Source organism: Acidobacteriota bacterium (assembly GCA_012729555.1).
GTDB lineage: Bacteria > Acidobacteriota > UBA6911 > UBA6911 > UBA6911 > UBA6911.
The window spans coordinates 1-18,603 of the sequence record JAAYCX010000089.1 but is presented as its reverse complement, the minus strand read 5'-3'; the positions used below and the strand labels follow the sequence as shown (position 1 = coordinate 18,603).

The 18,603-nt window shown below is 66.1% G+C and carries 15 protein-coding genes; 10 read left to right on the top strand and 5 right to left on the bottom strand.

Annotated features, from left to right (window positions below; genetic code table 11):
* Positions 1-63: 63 nt before the first annotated feature.
* The gene (locus tag GXY47_14955; protein NLV32439.1) at positions 64-1,464 is read left to right on the top strand and encodes an MBL fold metallo-hydrolase; all 1,401 of its coding nucleotides are present in this window, start codon (positions 64-66) and stop codon (positions 1,462-1,464) included.
* Positions 1,465-1,482: 18 nt separating this feature from the next.
* On the opposite strand, the gene GXY47_14950 is transcribed toward GXY47_14955, so the two are convergent.
* Entirely contained in the window at positions 1,483-2,859 is a 1,377-nt protein-coding gene (locus GXY47_14950) for a hypothetical protein (GenBank protein ID NLV32438.1), read from the bottom strand.
* A 191-nt stretch (positions 2,860-3,050) separates the two neighbouring features.
* Here GXY47_14950 and GXY47_14945 point away from each other — a divergent pair, with 191 nt between their 5' ends.
* Positions 3,051-4,061: an alpha/beta fold hydrolase gene (locus GXY47_14945; GenBank protein ID NLV32437.1), complete on the top strand. Its 1,011-nt coding sequence runs from the start codon at positions 3,051-3,053 to the stop codon at positions 4,059-4,061.
* A 4-nt stretch (positions 4,062-4,065) separates the two neighbouring features.
* Here GXY47_14945 and GXY47_14940 read toward each other — a convergent pair whose 3' ends face one another.
* Together GXY47_14940 and GXY47_14935 are read right to left on the bottom strand one after the other, a co-directional pair.
* Positions 4,066-4,878 (bottom strand): hypothetical protein, encoded by an 813-nt coding sequence (locus GXY47_14940; protein ID NLV32436.1) that lies wholly within the window; start codon positions 4,876-4,878, stop codon positions 4,066-4,068.
* A 16-nt stretch (positions 4,879-4,894) separates the two neighbouring features.
* Positions 4,895-6,337 (bottom strand): acetylxylan esterase, encoded by a 1,443-nt coding sequence (locus GXY47_14935; GenBank protein ID NLV32435.1) that lies wholly within the window; start codon positions 6,335-6,337, stop codon positions 4,895-4,897.
* 199 nt (positions 6,338-6,536) lie between these two features.
* Between GXY47_14935 and GXY47_14930 the strand changes: the two genes are divergently transcribed.
* The 7 genes from GXY47_14930 to GXY47_14900 all read left to right on the top strand — a co-directional run bounded on the left by GXY47_14930 (position 6,537) and on the right by GXY47_14900 (position 14,491).
* Positions 6,537-7,310, top strand: coding sequence for a hypothetical protein (locus GXY47_14930; protein NLV32434.1), 774 nt, complete (start codon positions 6,537-6,539; stop codon positions 7,308-7,310).
* A gap of 10 nt (positions 7,311-7,320) precedes the next feature.
* Positions 7,321-8,097 (top strand): hypothetical protein, encoded by a 777-nt coding sequence (locus GXY47_14925; GenBank protein ID NLV32433.1) that lies wholly within the window; start codon positions 7,321-7,323, stop codon positions 8,095-8,097.
* A 39-nt stretch (positions 8,098-8,136) separates the two neighbouring features.
* Complete coding sequence (locus GXY47_14920) at positions 8,137-9,324, top strand: 4Fe-4S binding protein (protein NLV32432.1); 1,188 nt, start codon at positions 8,137-8,139, stop codon at positions 9,322-9,324.
* A gap of 62 nt (positions 9,325-9,386) precedes the next feature.
* Positions 9,387-10,448: a DUF481 domain-containing protein gene (locus tag GXY47_14915; GenBank protein NLV32431.1), complete on the top strand. Its 1,062-nt coding sequence runs from the start codon at positions 9,387-9,389 to the stop codon at positions 10,446-10,448.
* 221 nt (positions 10,449-10,669) lie between these two features.
* Positions 10,670-11,416 carry a 4Fe-4S dicluster domain-containing protein gene (locus GXY47_14910; GenBank protein ID NLV32430.1) on the top strand — a complete coding sequence of 249 codons (747 nt, stop codon included), beginning with the start codon at positions 10,670-10,672 and terminating at the stop codon, positions 11,414-11,416.
* Between the two features lie 18 nt (positions 11,417-11,434).
* Entirely contained in the window at positions 11,435-13,495 is a 2,061-nt protein-coding gene (locus tag GXY47_14905) for a hypothetical protein (GenBank protein ID NLV32429.1), read from the top strand.
* Positions 13,496-13,639: 144 nt separating this feature from the next.
* Complete coding sequence (locus GXY47_14900) at positions 13,640-14,491, top strand: zinc metallopeptidase (protein NLV32428.1); 852 nt, start codon at positions 13,640-13,642, stop codon at positions 14,489-14,491.
* 7 nt (positions 14,492-14,498) lie between these two features.
* On the opposite strand, the gene GXY47_14895 is transcribed toward GXY47_14900, so the two are convergent.
* A complete protein-coding gene (locus tag GXY47_14895; GenBank protein ID NLV32427.1) occupies positions 14,499-15,965 on the bottom strand; it encodes a M48 family metalloprotease in 1,467 nt (488 codons plus the stop codon).
* Between the two features lie 258 nt (positions 15,966-16,223).
* On the opposite strand from GXY47_14895, the gene GXY47_14890 reads away from it, so the two are divergent.
* Positions 16,224-16,892 carry a porin family protein gene (locus tag GXY47_14890; protein ID NLV32426.1) on the top strand — a complete coding sequence of 223 codons (669 nt, stop codon included), beginning with the start codon at positions 16,224-16,226 and terminating at the stop codon, positions 16,890-16,892.
* A 95-nt stretch (positions 16,893-16,987) separates the two neighbouring features.
* Here the strand turns inward: GXY47_14890 and ltrA are convergent, their stop codons facing one another.
* Positions 16,988-18,301 (bottom strand): group II intron reverse transcriptase/maturase, encoded by a 1,314-nt coding sequence (gene ltrA, locus GXY47_14885; protein ID NLV32425.1) that lies wholly within the window; start codon positions 18,299-18,301, stop codon positions 16,988-16,990.
* Positions 18,302-18,603 lie beyond the last annotated feature (302 nt).

Here is an 18,603-nt window from a genome sequence, read left to right as displayed (position 1 = left end):
CGCGGTGGCCGTACGCCGCGCCGCCGTGCTATGATGGGCCCTTTGGAGGAGACAGGAATGAACTTGAGCCTTACTTTCTGCGGCGCCGCCCGCAACGTCACCGGATCCAGGACCCTCGTCGAAACCCCGAAAGCGCGCTTTCTCGTCGACTGCGGCATGCACCAGGAACGGGATTTTCTCTCCCGCAACTGGGAACCATTCCGCATCCCGCCGCGGGAACTCAAGGCCGTCCTTCTGACCCACGCCCACCTCGATCATTGCGGGCTGCTGCCCAAGCTCGTGGCCGAAGGGTTCCGGGGCGACATCGTCTGCACGCGGGCGACGGCCGAGGTAGCGAAGATCATCCTCCAGGACTCCGCCAAGCTCCAGGAAGAGGACGCGGCCTACAAGAAGAAACGGCACATGAAGGAAGGGCGCCGCGGCCCGCACCCGGAGATCCCCCTGTATACGGGCGAAGACGTCGAAAAAACGCTCCCCCTCTTCAGGACGGTCGAATACGGGGAACCGGTCGCCGTGGCCCAGGGCGTCACCGCGACCTACTACGACGCGGGGCACGTCATCGGGTCGGCCATGATCCGGGTCGTCGTCACGGAGGGAACGGAGGAGCGCCGCCTCGTCTTTTCGGGCGATATCGGCCGCTGGGACCGTCCGATGCTGGAAGACCCCCACACCTTCCTCAGCCCGGACTACGTCGTCATGGAGTCCACCTACGGGGACCGCAACCACGACAAAAACCGCGACATCAAGGAGGAGCTCGCCGCGATCGTCAACAGCGCCGTCGCGGCCGGCGGCCACATCATCGTTCCGAGCTTCGCCCTGCAGCGCTCGCAGGAGATGCTCTACTACCTCAACGAGCTGCTCCTGGCCAAGCGGATTCCGCCCATACCGGTATATCTCGACAGCCCCATGGCCATCCGCGTCACCGAGGTGTTCAAGCGGCACGGGACGCTGTTCGACACGGAGATGCGGGAGTTCCTCGAGAACGGCCGCTCCCCCTTCGACTTCCCCGGCCTGCGCATGGTGCAGACCACCAACGAGTCGAAGCAGCTGAACTACCTGAAGGGGACCGCCATGATCATCGCCGGCTCGGGGATGGTCACCGGGGGCCGCATCAAGCATCACATATCCAACAACATCAGCCGCCCGGAGGCGACCATCCTCTTCATCGGCTACCAGGCCGTCGGCACGCTCGGACGCCACATCGTCGAAGGGGCCGGGAACGTGCGGATTTTCGGCGCGAACCACGCGGTGCGTGCGCGGATCGCCCAGATCCACGGATTTTCGGCCCACGCGGACCGCGACGACCTCATCCGCTGGCTTTCCTCGATCACGAAAGACCCCAGGCGCATCTTCGTCAACCACGGCGAGGAGAGCGCGTCGCGGGCGTTCGCCCGCCTGCTCGAGGAGGAGAAGGGCCTGCCGGTCCTCGTTCCGAAGTACGGGCAGACGGTACCGCTCGACTGATCCCTCCGGGCCCGGGGCTCAGGCGCCCCGGGCCGTCCGGCCGGCCTCGATTTCCGCCTGCATCGATACGACCTGCCCGTCCTCGAGCCGGTAGCCGTAGTAGAAGATCGCCGCGGCCAGGGCGAACCCGGCGGCGGGCCCGAGCGTCATCATGGATTGAATCCCTTCGGCCACCCGGGGGGTGGGGGCCGCGTTGGCCACGAAGCCGATCAGCATCAGCCCGCCCGCCACCACGACGCTGCGGATCAGGATTCCCACCTTGATGGAGACGTTCATGAGGGCCATGGTGAAGGCGCGGATGCTTTTCCCCGTTTTCCACTCCCCGTAGGTCACCGTATCGGCAAACAGCGCCGTGGTCATGGACGTGGCGACGGACATGACGAAAATGGAGACGCAGAAGATGGACAAAAACAGCCAGAGCGCCCCCCCCGCCAGGCGTGCCGATGCGAACCCGGCGGCCGCCAGGGCGCAGAAAGCCCAGTAGGCCGTCCGCTTGCCGACCCTCACTCCGATCCACCGGGCGGCGAGCGCCCCGAGCAGCCGCGAGACGCTTATGGCGAAGATGAAGACCGAAAGGAAGCCCGGCCTCCCGACCGCATAGGCGAAATAATAGGTCGCCATCGACGTGATGAGGATATAGCTCGCGTTGCTGAACACCTGGGCCAGGATCAGCAGCAGGAGCGGCCGGTTGTGAAAGACCAGCCCGACGATTTCGGCCAGCGAGCGGCCCGAACTCTCCGCGGACCCCGCCCCGGAGGTCTCGTCGTAGGGATCGCGGCCCGCGGTGAGCCGATAAACATACCAGTACCCGAGGATCATCAGGAAAGCGTAGACGGAAACGGTCAGGGTGAAGGCGTGGGTCCCGTCGGTCAGGGAGGTGAACAGGGCGATCATGGGCGCCGCGGTGAAGGAGAAGATCAAACCGGCCGCCGACATCCCCTGGGACCGGCTTGCGGACAGGATGGTCCTTTCGTCGGGAAGCGGGCTCAACCGGCCGACCATCGCGCCGTTGGCCGCGAACACCACGTTGAACAGGAGGTGGCTTGCGAGGAAGCCCGACACCACGATGACGGCGGCGACGGCGTCGCTTCCGATCCGGGTGAACTGCAGGACGAAAAGGGGCGCGATCAGGGGGGGGCCCACGAGAAACCAGGACCGGTATTTGCCCCCGTACCGGAGCGTCACCTTCTGAAGAATCAGCCCTCCCGCCAGGGCGCAGAAGATATCGACGAAACTGGTGATTCCCAGGATCTGGCCGGCCAGGGCCAGCGACATCCCGGAATAGTCCGTGAGGAAACGGGCGAAAAAGTAGAGCTCCATGTTCACCATCAGGCTGAAGAAGAGATCGGCCGTCCCGTAGGTGTACAGCAGCGACCTCTGCAGTCTCTGGGGCATGGGAACTCCTTGGAAAGGGCCGCGGCCCGTCGGCCCCCTTTTGTATCAGTATTTGCCCCGGAAAGGAAGCGGGTTGACGGGACAAACGCGCCGGGCGGAAAAAGACCGGCCGTCCCTTACGCTTTGCCCGCTGTCGGGAGTACAATGGAATGTTTGTCCGGGCCCCGGATAATGGAGGGCGGGTTATCGAAATGGAAGAACGGGTCAGGGAACTGGACTGGGTCACCGAGATCCGCCTGGACGCTCGGGCCGCGCCCCCGGGAAAGGTCCAGAGGGTGATGATGTTCGCGGGGTTCGCCAGCAGCCCCGAGGTGCTGCGCGATCTCGGCACCGCCATGCACGAACGCCTGCCGGCGACCGTTCTCATGCACGGCCTGCCGCGGCACAGCGGGGACGAGGGGCAGTTCCTCCGGAGCCGCTCCTGGCATTACTGGCGCGAGGCGGAAACACTCTTCCTCGATTTCTGGAAGGAGGAGAAGCGGCCGGTGGCGCTGGTCGGCTATTCCACGGGCGCCAACGTGGTGCTGACGATCGCGGCGCGCCACCCGAGCAAGGTCGCCGGGATCGTGCTCCTCAGCCCCTACCTGCGCGCCCGGAGCCGCACCACCCGGGCGGCGAGCTACGGGGTCGCGGGGCTGTACTACCTCGGGCTGCCGATGGCGGCCGCCGGCTGCTTCGGCCTCATCCTCTCCCGGTACCTGCGCGGGTCGTGCTCCGGGCGCCGGTCCCTGGCCCTGGCGGCGGGGTCGTTCCTGGGCATCGGCGCCGCCGCCCGGGCGCTGAGCGCCACCACCCTGAGCCTGGGCGAGGCGCCCACCCTGGTCCGCGGCGGCGAGGAGGTGAAGGCGCCGCATTTTGAAAGGGTGTCGCTGGTCGGGGGCTCCACCCTGGTCCCCTTCCAACTCCTCACCCGCTGGATCGCCCGGAAGACGACGGTCCCCGTGACCTATGTCTTCGGGGGGAAAGACAGCGTGGTCGATGTCGAAAACGGGGTGCTCGTCGCGCGGAAGACCCCCCGGGCCGACCTGGTCGTCCTCTCGAACGCGCAGCACCGGGTGGTCGTCGAACCCCGCATCGGCGACATCGTCTACGAAGCGATCCTCAAGGGCTTCCACGAGGTCGCCTCCCGCCAGAGGGAATTCGCCGACGTCGACGTGGCCGCCGGGGATCCCCAGCCGGCCGGGGCGGCGGCCGGGATCTGACGGGCTAGCGGGCGGCGGACGGGTCGCCCGTTGGGGGCGGGGCGAAATCCTCCGCAGCCGGCGGGCCCAGGATCTCGCGGAGGATCGGCCTGAGCGCGTCGGCCCAGACCTGGTACCCCTTGAGGTCGAGATGGAGCCGGTCGGGCGCCGTCATCCCCTCGAAAAGCACCCCGTTCTCATCCGCCAGTTTCCGGTTGATGTCGAGGAAGCGGACGCGGTCACCGTCGGCCATCGCCGCCAGCTTCCGGTTGACCCGGTCGATGACGGGGAGCGCGGCCATATTGTCGTTACGCGGAAAGATCCCCGTCAGGATGACGGTCGCCCCGGGAGCCTTCTCCCTCATGACCTTCAGGATGGCCGCGAGCCCCCGGGCGATCTCCTCCGCCTGCGCCTGGGCCTCCCCGGCCCCGACCCGGTACCCGATGTTGTTGGTCCCCGCCTGGAGCACGATCACCCTGGGGTGCACCCCGTCCAGTTCGCCATTCTGCAGGCGCCAGAGGATGTGCTGCGTGCAGTCCCCCCCCCACGCGAAGTTGGCCGCGTTCCAGCCGAAAAAACTCTTCTTCCAGTGCTCCAGGAACTCGGGATAATCGGTGGCCCCCCAGCGGCGGGTGATGGAATCTCCGGCGAAATAGATGTCGATCCTCCCATTTTTCGCCTTTTCCAGCAACTGCCGGTGGGCGGTCATGGAATTGGGATCGGTCCGGGGCGCCGGCTGGTCCGCCGGCACGCGGGCCGTGCCCTGGGCCGCAACGGCTCCCCCTGCCGGGCCGGCGACCCAGGCCGCCACGAGCAGCGTCAGCAGCAACAGTCTCATCTTCCCCTCCCGCGGGCTATCGACGCGCCGCCCCGGGCTTCAGGAACCCGTCCGCCCAGGGGATGAAGTGTTTCCAGTTCGGGCCGTCGGTGTGCCCCCCGTCGTGCTGCCGCCAGGCCAGCCGGCCCTCGAGCAACCCGGTGTTGACCGGCGGGAGGGTGACGTTTTTGTAGTCGTCGCCGACCCCCAGGTCCTTCGCGCCGAGGAGGCGGAAGACGGGGCCCGCCGCGACGGCGGCCATGAAGCTCCCCTTCTGGTCCAGCCAGTGCGCGTCCCCCTTCTCCGGGATGCCGTAGCTGATGAAGGTGAGGCGCGGGGCGCACAGGGCGATCAGCATGTGGGCGTCCACGGGGATGTCCCCGGCGTTGCGGCTGCCGAAATCGGCCTCGGCCGCGCCGTATTTCAGGAAGTTGCCCGCCATCCAGTGGTACTCGCCCGAACCGGTCAGGTTCTCGACCGCTTCCCCGAAATTCCGGCGGTGGAGCTTGGCCCCCCCCTCGCCCGAGGACCCGACCAGCGCCACGGCGAAGCGGGTGTCCATGGCGAGGGTCACGAGCGCGGCCTTGCCGTAGCGCGAAACCCCCTCGATCCCCACGCGCGCGGCATCGACCTCCCTGTCCGTTTCCAGGTAATCGAGTCCGCGCGAGGCCCCCCAGGCCCAGGCGCGCAGCGCGCCCCAGTCGTCGGGCTTGCGGAATCCGCCCTTGTTCACGAGGCCGATGATGCCCTTGCGCAGGCCGGCGCCGTTGTCGGCCTGGATGCTCCCCGGGTTGACGTAGGCGTAGCCCCAGCCGGCGGCGATCAGCTGCTCGGTGGCGGGCGGGTCGCTGCCGGGGGGGGGTGTGAACATGCGGCCCCAGGGGCCATCGGGGACCGCCTCGCCCGGAAGGGTCCCGAACCCGAACATCATCATGACCGGGACGGGACCCGCGGCCTCGGCGGGGGTGACCAGGATCATGTCGATATCGACGCCGATCGAGGGGAAGGAGGAGTTGTCCACCCGCCCGGTCAGCCGCTTCCCGACGACGGGACGGCCCCCCACCTTGTCGCGCGTCGTCTTGACCACCGTCCACTTCACCGCGGGGACATTCGGGGGAACCCTCCCCAGGACCTCGCGCTCGAAGTCCTCGAGGATTTCGGGCCGCCGGACGTCCCACCACATCTTCGCCGAGGTCACCTTCCGGCCGTCCCTCGTCTCGAGGATTTCGGGAAGGTCGGGGAAGGGATTGGCGAGCGCCTCGTCGTAGTTGGCGTGGTTCGGGTCCTTTTCGTTCCCGCTCGGCCCCGGCCGCAGCTTCCGGACGCCCAGCTGCCGCATCATGTTCTCGTGGTCCTCGCGGGTCTCTTCGGCCAGGCGCTTGGCCTCGGCAGGGTCCATCTTGAACTGCGCCGCTGCCGGCCCGATCCCCGGGACCGCGGCGCACAGGCACAGAAGCATTCCAACGAAAGTCGCTCGCATCGTCACCCCCTCGCGGCCGCCCGGGCGGTCCTGGTCCGCCCGCCGCCGGCACCGGCATTTTATGCCGCCCGCCCCGGAAGAGAAAAGAAAATTCGCCCCTCCCGCATCGGGTCATCTTTTGTCATTTATCGTTAACTTAAGTCTTTTAAAGGATCCTCCCCTTCCCTATAATGCGCCTTCACGCGCAAAGGAAAAGACGATGACCGAACCGAACGCCATACCTTACTGGGCGCAGTACGCCGCCGCGGCCGCCTTCGGCCTCTCGGCCCTCGCCTGCCGGCCCGGCAGGCTGAAGGCCGCAGGCCCCTCCCTTCTCCTGGCGGGATTCCTCCTGCAGGGGTGGTTTCTCCTGGGCCTGGGCCGCTCGAGTGGCATCTTCCTGCCCAACACCATCGTATCGCTCGAGGTGTTCCTCCCCTGGGCGCTTGCCGCGCTGGCGCTCCTGCACCGGTTCTTTTCGGACCGCAAGGATGCCGCGCACACCGCCGTCATCCTCATCTTCGCCGTCGCCCTCCTCACCTCGCTCCAGACCCGGGTGCTGGCCGCCCAGGGATCGCTGGTATACCCGCCGGGGCCGATGCACCCGGTCGGCTGGGTCACGGCCTTCTTCTTCACCGAGAGCGTGGCGTACGCCGCCTTCTTCATGGCCTGCTGGTTCGCACTCGGGCACCTCCGCCGGCGGGACCTGCCGGGCACCTTTCACAACTACCTCATCCTGAGTTTCGTCCTCTTCAGCCTCTCGCAGGTCCTGGGAGCGGTCTGGAGCTACCTGGGGTGGGCCGTCCCCTTCCACCTCTCCTCCGACCGGCATTACAACTCGGCCGCCTTCTGGCTCTTCCTCGCCCTCTACCTCCATCTCAGGTTCCTCCCCGGGTGGCCCGCCCCGCGGCGCGCGCGCCTGGTCGCCATCGCTTTTATCCCTGTCCTTTACTTTCGCTACCTTGCCTATTTCCTGGGCAAGCTGACTTCATAGGAAGACCGCCATGGGGAACAGAATCTGGAAATTCCTGGCCGGGGTCAACCTGACCCTCTGGCTGCTCTGGGCCTCCATAGCCCTCTTTGTGACCGGCGGCCTTTACGTCAAGTCGGGCAAGGCCGTGTTCGACCCCCTCAACCGGATGCTGCTCGAGGACTGGCTGCGGGAGTGGGGGACCGGCAACCTCGACAAGACCTGGTGGCTGCCGCTTCTGGCCCTCGTCCTCTTCCTGCTCGGGGTCAATACGGCCTGCTGCATCCTCGACCGCCTGGCCTATCACTGGAACCGCCGCAGCAGCACGGGGACGCGCACCTTCTTGACCAGGGTCACCCCCTCCCTCATCCACGCCTGCTTCGGCATCATCCTCGCGGGCCATTTCGCCTCCATGTGCGTCGGGTTCCGGAGCCGGAGCATGGAATTCGTCAGCCGCCCGGGGGAAACGGCACACTACACCCTTCCGGGCAACCTGGCGATGGCGGTGGGGGAGCCCCGGTGCGAGTTCTTCCAGGGTCCGTTCGCCGGGAGCATCCGGCAGTGCCGCGCCGAAATCGTTTTCGGCGCCGGGGAGCGCCGGCAGGTCGAGATCGGGCGGCCTCTCCACTCAAACGGGTTTCAGATCCACATGATGCAGGCGGGCGCCCCCGGGAAGGCCGCCCCGTACACCACGCCCGAATTCGAACTCCTGGTCAAGAGCGATCCGGGGCTGGGCCTGATCATGACCTGTTTTTTTATCCTCATTCTGCTGACTCTCTATTATTATGCGGAGGAGAAGGCGGCCGATTAGGGCTCCCGGCGGCCACCCCATCGGGGAAAGGGGGTACGCATGACCTGGTTTGCGGCTCTGTCCCGCGCACAGCGCCTCTGGTTCGCACTCACCCTCCTGGCTGCCGTCACCATCATCGGTGCCGGCTGGATTCTCGAGCCCGGATCCGCCGCCCTCCCCGGGTCCGCGTTCACCGTCGACTCGTCGATCCGGGAGATCGCGCCCGAACTGGGGGTGACGGGCATGGCACTGGCCCGGGAATTGGGGCTCCCGGTCGATGCGCCCAAGGGAAAGCCGCTCAAAGGCCTCGGAGTCGGGCAGGAAGGACTGGACGAGGTGGTCCATCACCTCGCCGGCCACCGCCCCTCGCGGCTGCGCTATTACGTTTACGCGGCCCTGGTGCTCTGGGGCATCGTGTTCCTCTGGCGTCTCGGGCGCCCGGACGGGTCCCCGGTCGAAGGGCGGAGGGGGTGGTACCCGCGCCTCCCCTACATCCTGACGCTCGTGGCGGCCGGGATCGCGAGCGGTTTCGCCCTGGGCAAATCACCGAACCCGATGGAGGGGATCGTCAAGGTCCCGAAGGCCATGGCCGGGCTCTACCCCTCGGTGGCCGCGGAAGCGGCCGCCCTCCTCTTCTTCCTCCTCCTGGCCGTCGTGGGGAACAAGCTGGTCTGCGGCTGGGCCTGTCCGTTCGGCGCCCTGCAGGAACTGATCTACAGCCTCCCCCTGATGCGGCGGCTCAAAAGGAAAAAAGTCCCGTTCGTCTGGTCCAACGGCGTCCGCGCCCTCCTTTTCGTCCTGGCCCTCCTCCTCCTCTTCGGCGTCGTCGGGCGCTCCAAGGGTTTCGTGCTCTACCACTCCCTGAACCCTTTCAACCTCTTCAACCTCGATTTCTCGCCCCTGTCGGTGACCCTGACGATCCTGCTCGCCCTGGGGCTCTCGCTCCTCCTCTACCGCCCCTTCTGCCAGTTCGTCTGCCCTTTCGGCCTGGTCTCCTGGCTGGCCGAGCGGTTCAGCCTCGCCCGCGTCCGAATCGACCGGGCGAAGTGCGACGAGTGCGGCGCCTGCGTCGCCGCGTGTCCCCTCGAGGCGGCCGGGGACCGGGTCGAGGGAAGATCCTTCCCCGCCGACTGCTACAGCTGCGCCCGGTGCCTGAAGGTCTGCCCGCGCGATGCCATGGTCTGGGGCTGGCCCCGGGGAGCGGAAGCCGGTCGCGCAGATGCGGCCTTGAACGCCGGGAAACCGTGACATATAAATATAATCCGCATCCATAGGGGGATTCGGCATTCAACCTTGAGGGGAGGGTTCCCATGCGCAATACCCGTATTTTCAGCTTGTCTGTTTTCTGCCTGTCCTTTCTTATCGCCGCGACCGCGGCCCGGGCGGACCAGGTGGTGCTCAAGAACGGCGACCGCCTGACGGGCAGCATCGTGAAAAAGCAGGACGCCGGCCTCACCATCAAGACGGAACAGATGGGGGCCGTCACCGTTCCCTGGGACCAGGTGGAGTCGGTCGCGGCCGACACCCCGGTCTACGTCGTCCCCGCCGCGGGCCCGACCCTTCACGGCACCTTTACCCTCGAGGGGGACAAGGCCGAGGTGAAGACGGCCGACGCCGTGAGGGAACTGGCGTTCGGAGATATCAGCGCCATCCGCGACGATGCCGAAGAGAAGGCCTATCAGCGGCTTCTCAACCCCGGCTGGCTCCAGTTGTGGACCGGGACCGGGACCGTCGGCTTCGCCGGCACGTCGGGGAACGCCAGGACCCTGACGTTCACCACCGGGATCAACGCCGACCGGAGGACCCGCAGCGACAAGACCTCCATCTACTTCAGCCTCATCAAGGCCTCCGCCCGCATCGACGATGTCAGCGAGGACACGGCCGAGGCCGTCCGCGGGGGGATCAGCTACGGGCGCGACATCACCCCGCGCCTCTTCTTCAGCGCCTTCAACGACTACGAATATGACCGCTTCCAAAACCTGGACCTCCGCTTCGTCCTCGGCGGCGGCATGGGGTACCACGCCATCGCCAACGACCGGGTGCGGCTCGACCTCCTGGCGGGCGGCGCCTACAACCGTTCGAGCTTCAGCACCCCCCTTATCAGGGAATCGGGCGAGATCTACTGGGGGGACGAACTCTCGATCAAGCTCAACTCCGCCGCGAGCCTGGTCCAGAGCTACCGGATGTTCAACGACATGACCAACTCGGGGATGTACCGTGTCAACTTCGACCTCGGGCTCAACACCAAGCTGCTGAAATGGCTGACCTGGAACGTGTCGATCAGCGACCGCTACCTGAGCGACCCGGCCCCCGGCAGGCAGAACAACGATTTCATGTACACCACCGGCCTGGGGATCACCTTCGCCAACTGACCCCCCCGCCCCGAGAACCTCCCCCGGAAGACGGCGCCCGCTGCCGTCGACTCCGGGGGAATCTTGCCTGCAGATAGGCCATTGTTTTTCCTTTTTGTTCATATTTGGGTATTTTTTGTAAGATTTGGTAATATTATTCCCAGATATCGGGTGCGATACTGGGAGGGGCGGGCAGGCGTTCGCCCCCGTGGCGTCGCCTTATCGAAGGAGAAGACCGTTTTATGGCTGAATCGGAAAATGCCGGGACCCAGGGTAAGGTCCCCCGGCGCAAGTTCCTGGTCGGCGGGGGGGCCGCGCTGGCCGCGGGCGCCTTCGCGGCGCAGATCCCCGGACCCGCCGTGGCCGCCGCCCAGCCCGCCGCCGGCAAGGTGTCCTACCCTGCATCGACCGGGTATATCGTCTACGACAGCCGCCTCTGCTGGGGCTGCCAGAGCTGCATGTTCAACTGTTCCATGGCCCATTACGGGGAGGCGAACCCTTCCCTGTCCCGGATCCAGATCATCCGCGACGCCCCGTCCTTCACCAAGTACCCCCTGGATGTAGTTATGTCCCCCTGCCGCCAGTGCGTCGCCCCCCTCTGCGTGCAGAACTGCCCGACCGGGGCCGCCCACATCGACACCGGGCACGGAAACGTGCGGGTGATCGACGAAGAGAAGTGCATCGGCTGCAAGCGGTGCCTCCAGATGTGTCCCCAGAACCCGCGGCGGACCGTCTGGAACCCGTACAAGAAAAAATCGACGAAGTGCGACCTTTGTATCGACACCCCCTTCTGGAGCAGAGAAGGGGGGCCGGACGGCGACCCCGCCTGCGTCACCGGCTGTCCCGCCAAGGCCCTCAAGCTCGTCAGGGAAACCCCGCCCCAGGAGGACGTGGCGGGGTACGACGTCAACCTGGTGCCTCCCCGGCCGAAGATGCCGTTCGGTAAACCACCCACGCCCGCCGCGAAAAAGCCGGCGTCCAAATCGTAAGGGAGAGGAGAGAGAGACATGAGTTACGGATACGCAGGAAAGATCGCGCGCGTCAATCTGTCGACGAACGAGGTCACCGTCATGGAGACCGCCCGGTACGAGGAATTCGGCGGGGGCTATGGCATGGGCGCGGCCATCTTCTGGGACCTCGCCGTCGCCCCGGGTGAGTGGGACCTCAAGGACCCCTTCGATCCCCGGCACGTCCTCCCGATCATGGTCGGCCCTCTGGCCGGCACCGGGGTCCCCGGCGCGGGCCGGACCAGCATCTGCGGGATATCACCCGAAACCTTCCCCACCTGTGAATTCTGGCGGGGCAATTTCGGCGGACGGTTCGGGACCATGATGAAACTGGCCGGCTGGGACGGCGTGGTCGTGGAGGGGAAGGCCGACCGGCCGGTATGGATCAACATCGTCAACGACGCGGTCAGGATCGAAAGCGCCGCGGATCTATGGGGGAGGGACACCTGGGAAACCCAGGACCGCATCGCCTCCATGGTCGGAGGAAGGGCCCGCTTCGGCGAGGAGTGGATGCAACTGGAGGACACCTACACCACCGGGCGCCCGCAGATCCTCTGCATCGGCCCCGTAGGGGAAGCCCGCTCGAGACTGGCCGCGCTGATCACGGGCAGCGGCGTCAGCGCGCGGATCGGCGGTTTCGGCGCCGTCTTCGGCGCCAAGAACCTCAAGGCCGTCAGCGTGCTCGGGTCGGGCACGGTGAGGATGGCCGACGCCAAGGCGGTCATGGACGCCCGGATCTGGCAGATGACGGGCGGCGGCCTCGTGACCGGGAGCTTCGCCCCGGCCAGCGCGGGATCGGGATCGTGCAACCCCTGCCTCCGGGCCGACCGGCGCCGGAACGTCTACCACGCCGGGGAGACCATGTGCGTGGATCAGCACTGGCTTGCCAATCCCGAAAAACAGGCGCTCGGGGGGGCGCAATCGGCCCAGGCGGCCTCCGAGGCGGAACTCGCGTCGGAAGCCCTGATGAAATACGGCGCCAGCGGCTGGTCGGCCCATTTCCTGGGGCTGTTCGTATCCGACATCCCCGGCGCCCCCGATTTCTTCGACAAGAAGGTGCCGGTGGAGACCGGGATCGGGTGGTATATCCGCTACCTCCACCGGATCGGCGAACTGGGACCGGGCAAGAGGATCGATTCCGCCCCGCTGCCGATGGAGCAGTGGGGGGAACTGAGCTTCCGCCTGGCCTTCCTCGACGCGATCTCCAAGCGCGTGGGGATCGGCGACGCCCTTGCCGAAGGGTGCATGCGGGCCGCCGAGAAGTGGGGACGGCTCGAACAGGACCTGGAAAGCGGGGCGCTCCGCTTCCCGGCGTGGGGGGCTACCGGTCACTGGACCCTGCCGAGCGCCGAATGGGCCTACAACTACCTGCTCGGCGCGGGCGACCCGAGCTGGCACGGCCTGGTCACCGCCGTGGGCAAGCCGCGCGGGAAGACGACGGAGGAGGCCCTGGTGGAGCTGGCGAAGAAGATGACGCCCTACGCGGACGACATCTTCATGTTCAACTACGCCTGGAAGGGGGAGGAGGCCTGGAAGACGGGACTCTATTCGCCCCACAAGGCCAAGGAGGTCGCGTGGAGCCGGCATTACGCCTCGTTCTGGAACGAGTCGATGGCGTTCTGCGAGATGTTCCTCCCCAACCTCGAAACGATCAGCCCCGAGATCGAGATGAAGTACTACACGGCGGTGACCGGGAAGAAGGACACCTTCGCCGACACCATGCGCGTCGGGCAGAAGATCTGGACCCTGGAGCGCGCCATCCGCGTCATGCACGGCCGCAACCGGAAGGCGGAGGTCTTCGCGCCCTTCATGTACCGGCCCGGCGCCTCCGGAATGACCTTCTGGGGGGGCGTGCCGATCTATGAAAACGGCAAGTGGCGCCACGACGAGGCCCCGGACATGTACCTGGACAGGAAGGGGGTCGAGGATTTCAAGACCCACTATTACCAACTGGAAGGGTGGGACCGTGATAACGGCTGGCCGACGCGCCGGACCCTGGAGGGCTACGGCCTGAAGCGGGTGGCCGACGTCATGGCCGAACGGGGGAAACTGGGGGCCTGAGACCGGGGCCCCTCATCCCATGCAAACCGGACGGGAGCGGCCCTGCCGCTCCCGTCGTTTTTTGCCCCAAAAGATCGGGAGCTTTCCGCCCGGACCGGGATTATGATAGTCCCCGAAAGACAGGAGTCTGAAAGGGGGGACGACATGCGCTGGAAAACCAGCAGGAGAAGCACCAACGTCGAGGACCGCAGGGGCACCCGCCTCCCACAGGCGGGGGGGATCGGGTGCGTGGGACTGCTCGTGGTCCTGGCCCTGGCCTACCTGACCGGGAACAACCCGCTGGAACTCCTCCAGCAGGTGGGGAACGCCCCTTCCGTTTCGGTCGGGCAACCGGCCGCTGTCCCCGCCGCCGGCGAAGATACCGAACGCGAGTTCGTCGAGGCCGTGCTCGGCAGCATCGAGGACACCTGGGCCGGGATTTTCTCCAGGGCGGGCCGCCGCTACGAGCCGTCGGTCCTGGTCCTTTACGAAGACGCCGTGCAGTCGGCCTGCGGCCTCAACTCGGCCGCGGTCGGGCCGTTTTACTGCCCCCCGGATCGGAATGTGTACCTGGACCTCTCCTTCTTCCGCGAACTCGAGCGGCGCTTCGGGGCCGCGGGGGACTTCGCGCAGGCCTACGTGATCGCACACGAGGTGGGGCACCACGTGCAGAACCTGCTCGGGATCTCCGACCAGGTCGAGCAGCTCCGGCGCCGCTCGGGCGAGAGGGACGCCAACACCCTGTCGGTGCTCGTGGAGCTGCAGGCCGACTGCTTCGCCGGGGTCTGGGCCCGGCACGCCCAGGCCGACAACCTCCTCGAGGAGGGGGATATCGAGGAGGCGATCCGGGCGGCCCAGTCGGTGGGGGACGATTTCATCCAGAAACAGTCGCAGGGGTACGTCAACCCCGATTCCTTCACCCACGGCTCGTCCGAGCAGCGGGCCTCCTGGTTCCACCGCGGCTACGACACGGGGGACGTTGGCGCCTGCGACACCATGGGCGCCCTCCGCCGCTAGGAGCCCGTCATCGCCTCCCGGGATCGACCAGCTTCACCCAGGTGTTGGCCGCGAGCGCCTGGTCCGGCTGCAACCGGTTGAGCCGGGCCAGGTCCTCGATCTTGATCCGGCCCTGGGCGGAGGAACCGGCCAGCCGCCGCAGCGTGTCCCCCCTGCGTGCCCGCACCAGCTTCATCCGGTCCGGCTGCACCGACAGCAAGCGCGAATCGGTCAGTTCGCGGAAACTCCGCAGCGAGGTTTCCATCTGCCGGCGGTAGCCGGAAAACGCCGACTCCGGCGCCAGCCCGGCTAGCTGGTAGACGTTCCCGCCGTGGCTGATGAAGGCGGCCGTGACCCCCAGGATGCCGCTGTCACTCTGCACCCGGTAGAGCCCCGCGAAGGCGGGCTTGCCGTTGATCCGCTCTTCCCTTCCGCTGACCAGCTGGTGCCCCTGCTGGTTCCCCATCGTACGGCCGATCTCGGCAGGGGACCCCCCGGCCTGCGGGGGGACCATGGAAAGCTGGACCACCGCTCCCCCGCGGGGTTCGGAGATGAACACCGCGCTCTTGGTGTTTTCCACCTGCCACCCCGGGGGAACATCGAACTGGAAGCGCAGGTCGGGGTGAATGAACCGGCCGTCCTGTTCGAACCCCTCCCTGGGATTGTCGCCGTAGACCAGCCGGGCCAGCCGGGGCATGAACGCGTCGGCGTCGACCTTGAAGGTGCGTCCGGGGGCGCTCCGCTTCAGGCGGGCGCCTTCGAGCCGGGTATCCCGGAGCCGGTCGGGGGGGGAGGGGTGCGTCGAAAGCCAGTTGGGAACGGCCCCCTCCCGCTCCTCGCTCATGTCGTTGAAGACCTCGAAAAACCGGCTCATCTGTTCCGGGTCGTAACCCGCCCGGGCCATGTATTCGAGCCCCAGCCGGTCCGCCTCGCGCTCGTGGTCCCGGCTGTACTTGAGCATCAGGACCTGGAGCCCCATCTGGGCCAGGCCGCTGAGCTGCTGGAATTGGGACGAGAAGATCGACCCGAGCCCCAGTCCGATATTCATCAGCTGCCCCTGAGACAACTGGGTCACCGAGTGGCGGGCGGTGATGTGGCCGATTTCGTGCCCGAGGACAGAGGCCATTTCCGCCTCGTTGTTCATGTGCTCCAGAATCCCCCGGGTGAGGTAGACATAGCCGCCGGGAACGGCGAAGGCGTTGACCACGGGGGCGTCCACGACGGTGAAATGCCATTCGAGGTTGGGGCGGTGGGACAGCCGTCCCAGTTCCTTTCCGACCTTGGAGAAGTACGCCTGCAGCGCCGCGTCCTCCACCGTCCCGAACTGCGCCAGCACCTCGGGGTGCGATTCCGCCCCCATCGCGATCTCCTGGCCTTCGGTCAGCATGACGAACTGGCGCTTCCCCGTCACCGGGTTTTTCACGCACCCCGTGAAACAGAGTGTCGCAATCAGGACGGAAAGCAGGATGATCCGGACCTGCGGCGGCGTCTTCATGGTTGTACCCTCCATCGGATTTGACATGATTCTACTACGAAAAGTTGCACGGCCGGATAAAATCCCCCCCCGCGCCGGGGATCCGCATATAATTCGCTCATTCCGGCGGGCCGCAGGGCCGATGAGTACCCTGGCACTCCGGAAGGAGACCGGCGCCTGCAATACTCACGGATTCGGGAACCGCCGGTGCCGTAATTGCGCGCGGAGATTCCCACAGCGGGATGGGTCCCGGATCCCCCTTTAATGCGAGGAGAAGAGATGAAAAAAGTCGTGTTCGCAGCTGTTCTGGCCCTGCTGGTATCGGGGGCGGCCGTAGCCCAGGACTTCCCGCGGGCGGAGGTGTTCGCCGGGTACTCCATGCTGAAGCTCGGGGTGAGCGACAGCGATCTCGATTCGATCGTCAGCGGCCTCGAGGATATGGCGCCCGAGGGGGTGAGCGTAAGCACCAGCACCTCGAAGCTCATGAAGAAGGGGTTCAACGGCTCGGTCGCGCTGAACGTCACCCCCGCCTTCGGCATCGTGGCCGATTTCCGCTACAACCAGGACAACATCGTCGATTTCACGGTTTCCGACGAGTTCAACAGCGTCGATGGCAACATCAAGCTCCGGAACCTGTCGCTGATGGCGGGCCCGCGCTTCACCTACCGGGGGAATGAACGGGTCACCCCCTTCGCCCACGCCCTGGTCGGGCTCGACCACATCAGGCTCTCGGGCGAAGCCGACGTCGAGGGCGAGAGTGTCGACCTCGAAATGAGCGATACCAACAACGGTCTCGGGTTCGCCCTCGGCGGCGGGCTCGACGTCAATCTCAGTGAGAGCGTCGCCATCCGCCTGATCCAGGCGGACTACTACCTGACGCGCCACGAGGGGGACAGCATGAACAACGTCAACCTCGCCTTCGGCGTGGTCTTCCGCATCGGGGAGTAGGCCGGCGCGGACCGACATCGGGTAGGAGGGGGCCTCACGGCCCCCGTCCTCCCACACCACCGGACGTACGGTTCCGTATCCGGCGGTTCAGATAATCATAAGGGCTGACGAACCGTTGTCAGCAGTGATAGCAGCCCCAGGTGGTCAAAGAAGCGCTGCGGGAAGGCCTCATTCATATGAGACGATCCCGAGTTCCACCAGCTGCCACGCCCATTCGTCACCGATTTCCAAGCCCGGACCTCGTCCAGTCCGCGAGCTCGCAACCGCTTGAAACGGGGCCAGACGCGCTTCCATTGTCGCCAAAGCATACAACGAAGCCGCCGGCGCAGCCATCCATCCAGTTCCTCGAACGTCCCCCGAACTTCCGACAGATGAAAGTATCGGGCCCAGCCACGAAGGACCGGGTTCAGGTCCTCGCGGATAAACCGTGCGAGATTGCGGCCCCGGCCAGCGCGAAAGAGGCCCTTGAGTTTCAGCCGAAATCGCTGCACCGATTGCGGCGCTACCTTCAGCCGCGCTATCCGGTGAAACGTCAGCGAATACCCCAGGAACTTCCTCTCCCATGGCCGAGCCACCGCGCTCTTGGCCTGGTTCACCTTGAGCCTGAGCTTCCGTTCCAGAAACCATGTCAGGGAGTCCATCACCCGTTCCCCCGCATGCTTCGACCTCACATACACGTTGCAGTCGTCTGCATACCGGCAGAACCGGTGCCCGCGTCTCTCCAGTTCCCTGTCAAGATCGTCGAGCATGATGTTCGACAGCAAGGGAGAAAGGGGTCCGCCCTGCGGCGTTCCTTCCATGCTTGCCACCGCGATCCCTGCCTCCATGACCCCGGCCTGCAGGTAGTTCCGGATCAGTCGCAGTACGCGCCTGTCCTTCACCTTCCTTGCCACCCGAGCCATGAGAATGTCGTGATTGACCCGATCAAAGAACTGCTCCAGATCCAGATCGACTACCCACCGTCGGCCGTCACGCACATATGCCCGCGCTTGCTTCACCGCGTCATGCGCGCTCCGGCCCGGGCGGAACCCATAGCTCGATCCCGAAAACCCTGGATCAAAGATCGGTTGCATCACCTGGTGCAGCGCCTGCTGTATCAGCCGGTCCATTACCGTGGGAATGCCAAGCTTTCGCACTCCCTTCCCGTCGGGCTTCGGTATCTCCACCCGCAGGACCGGTTTCGGCGCGTAGTTGCCGGCCAGCAGACTCTCTCTGACTGTCGGCCATTGCTCCTTCAGGTTCGCCCTAAGGTCCGCAACGGTCATTCCGTCAACACCCGCCGCCCCCTTGTTACGTTCCACCCGGTGCAAAGCCGCCAACATGTTGCCGCGTTCGACCACTGCCTCCATCAGTTGCATTGTCCCCGGTCCGGTTACTTCCTCCCCTGCCGTGATGCTTGACGCTCCCATTGGTTTACCTCGCGGGTTCCGCCCGCCACTTCCACCAGGGGCTTTGGGCTTCTCATCCCTCTGTTCCTGCGTCTCATTCACCATCGAAGCGAAGATACCTTTCCAAGATCATCTGTTCGGGCCTTCGGTCCGTCGAACTGAACCTACTATGCCCTCGGCTGACTTCTGACGGATCATCGGAAAGCCTCTCGACCTCCCTAGCTCTTGGCAATCCGCCAGATCTCCCCGGGTAATGCGCACCCCTTTCACGCTTATGACCGCCGCATCTACGTCCACGCGCTCCGTGTCAGTACCGGGCTTTG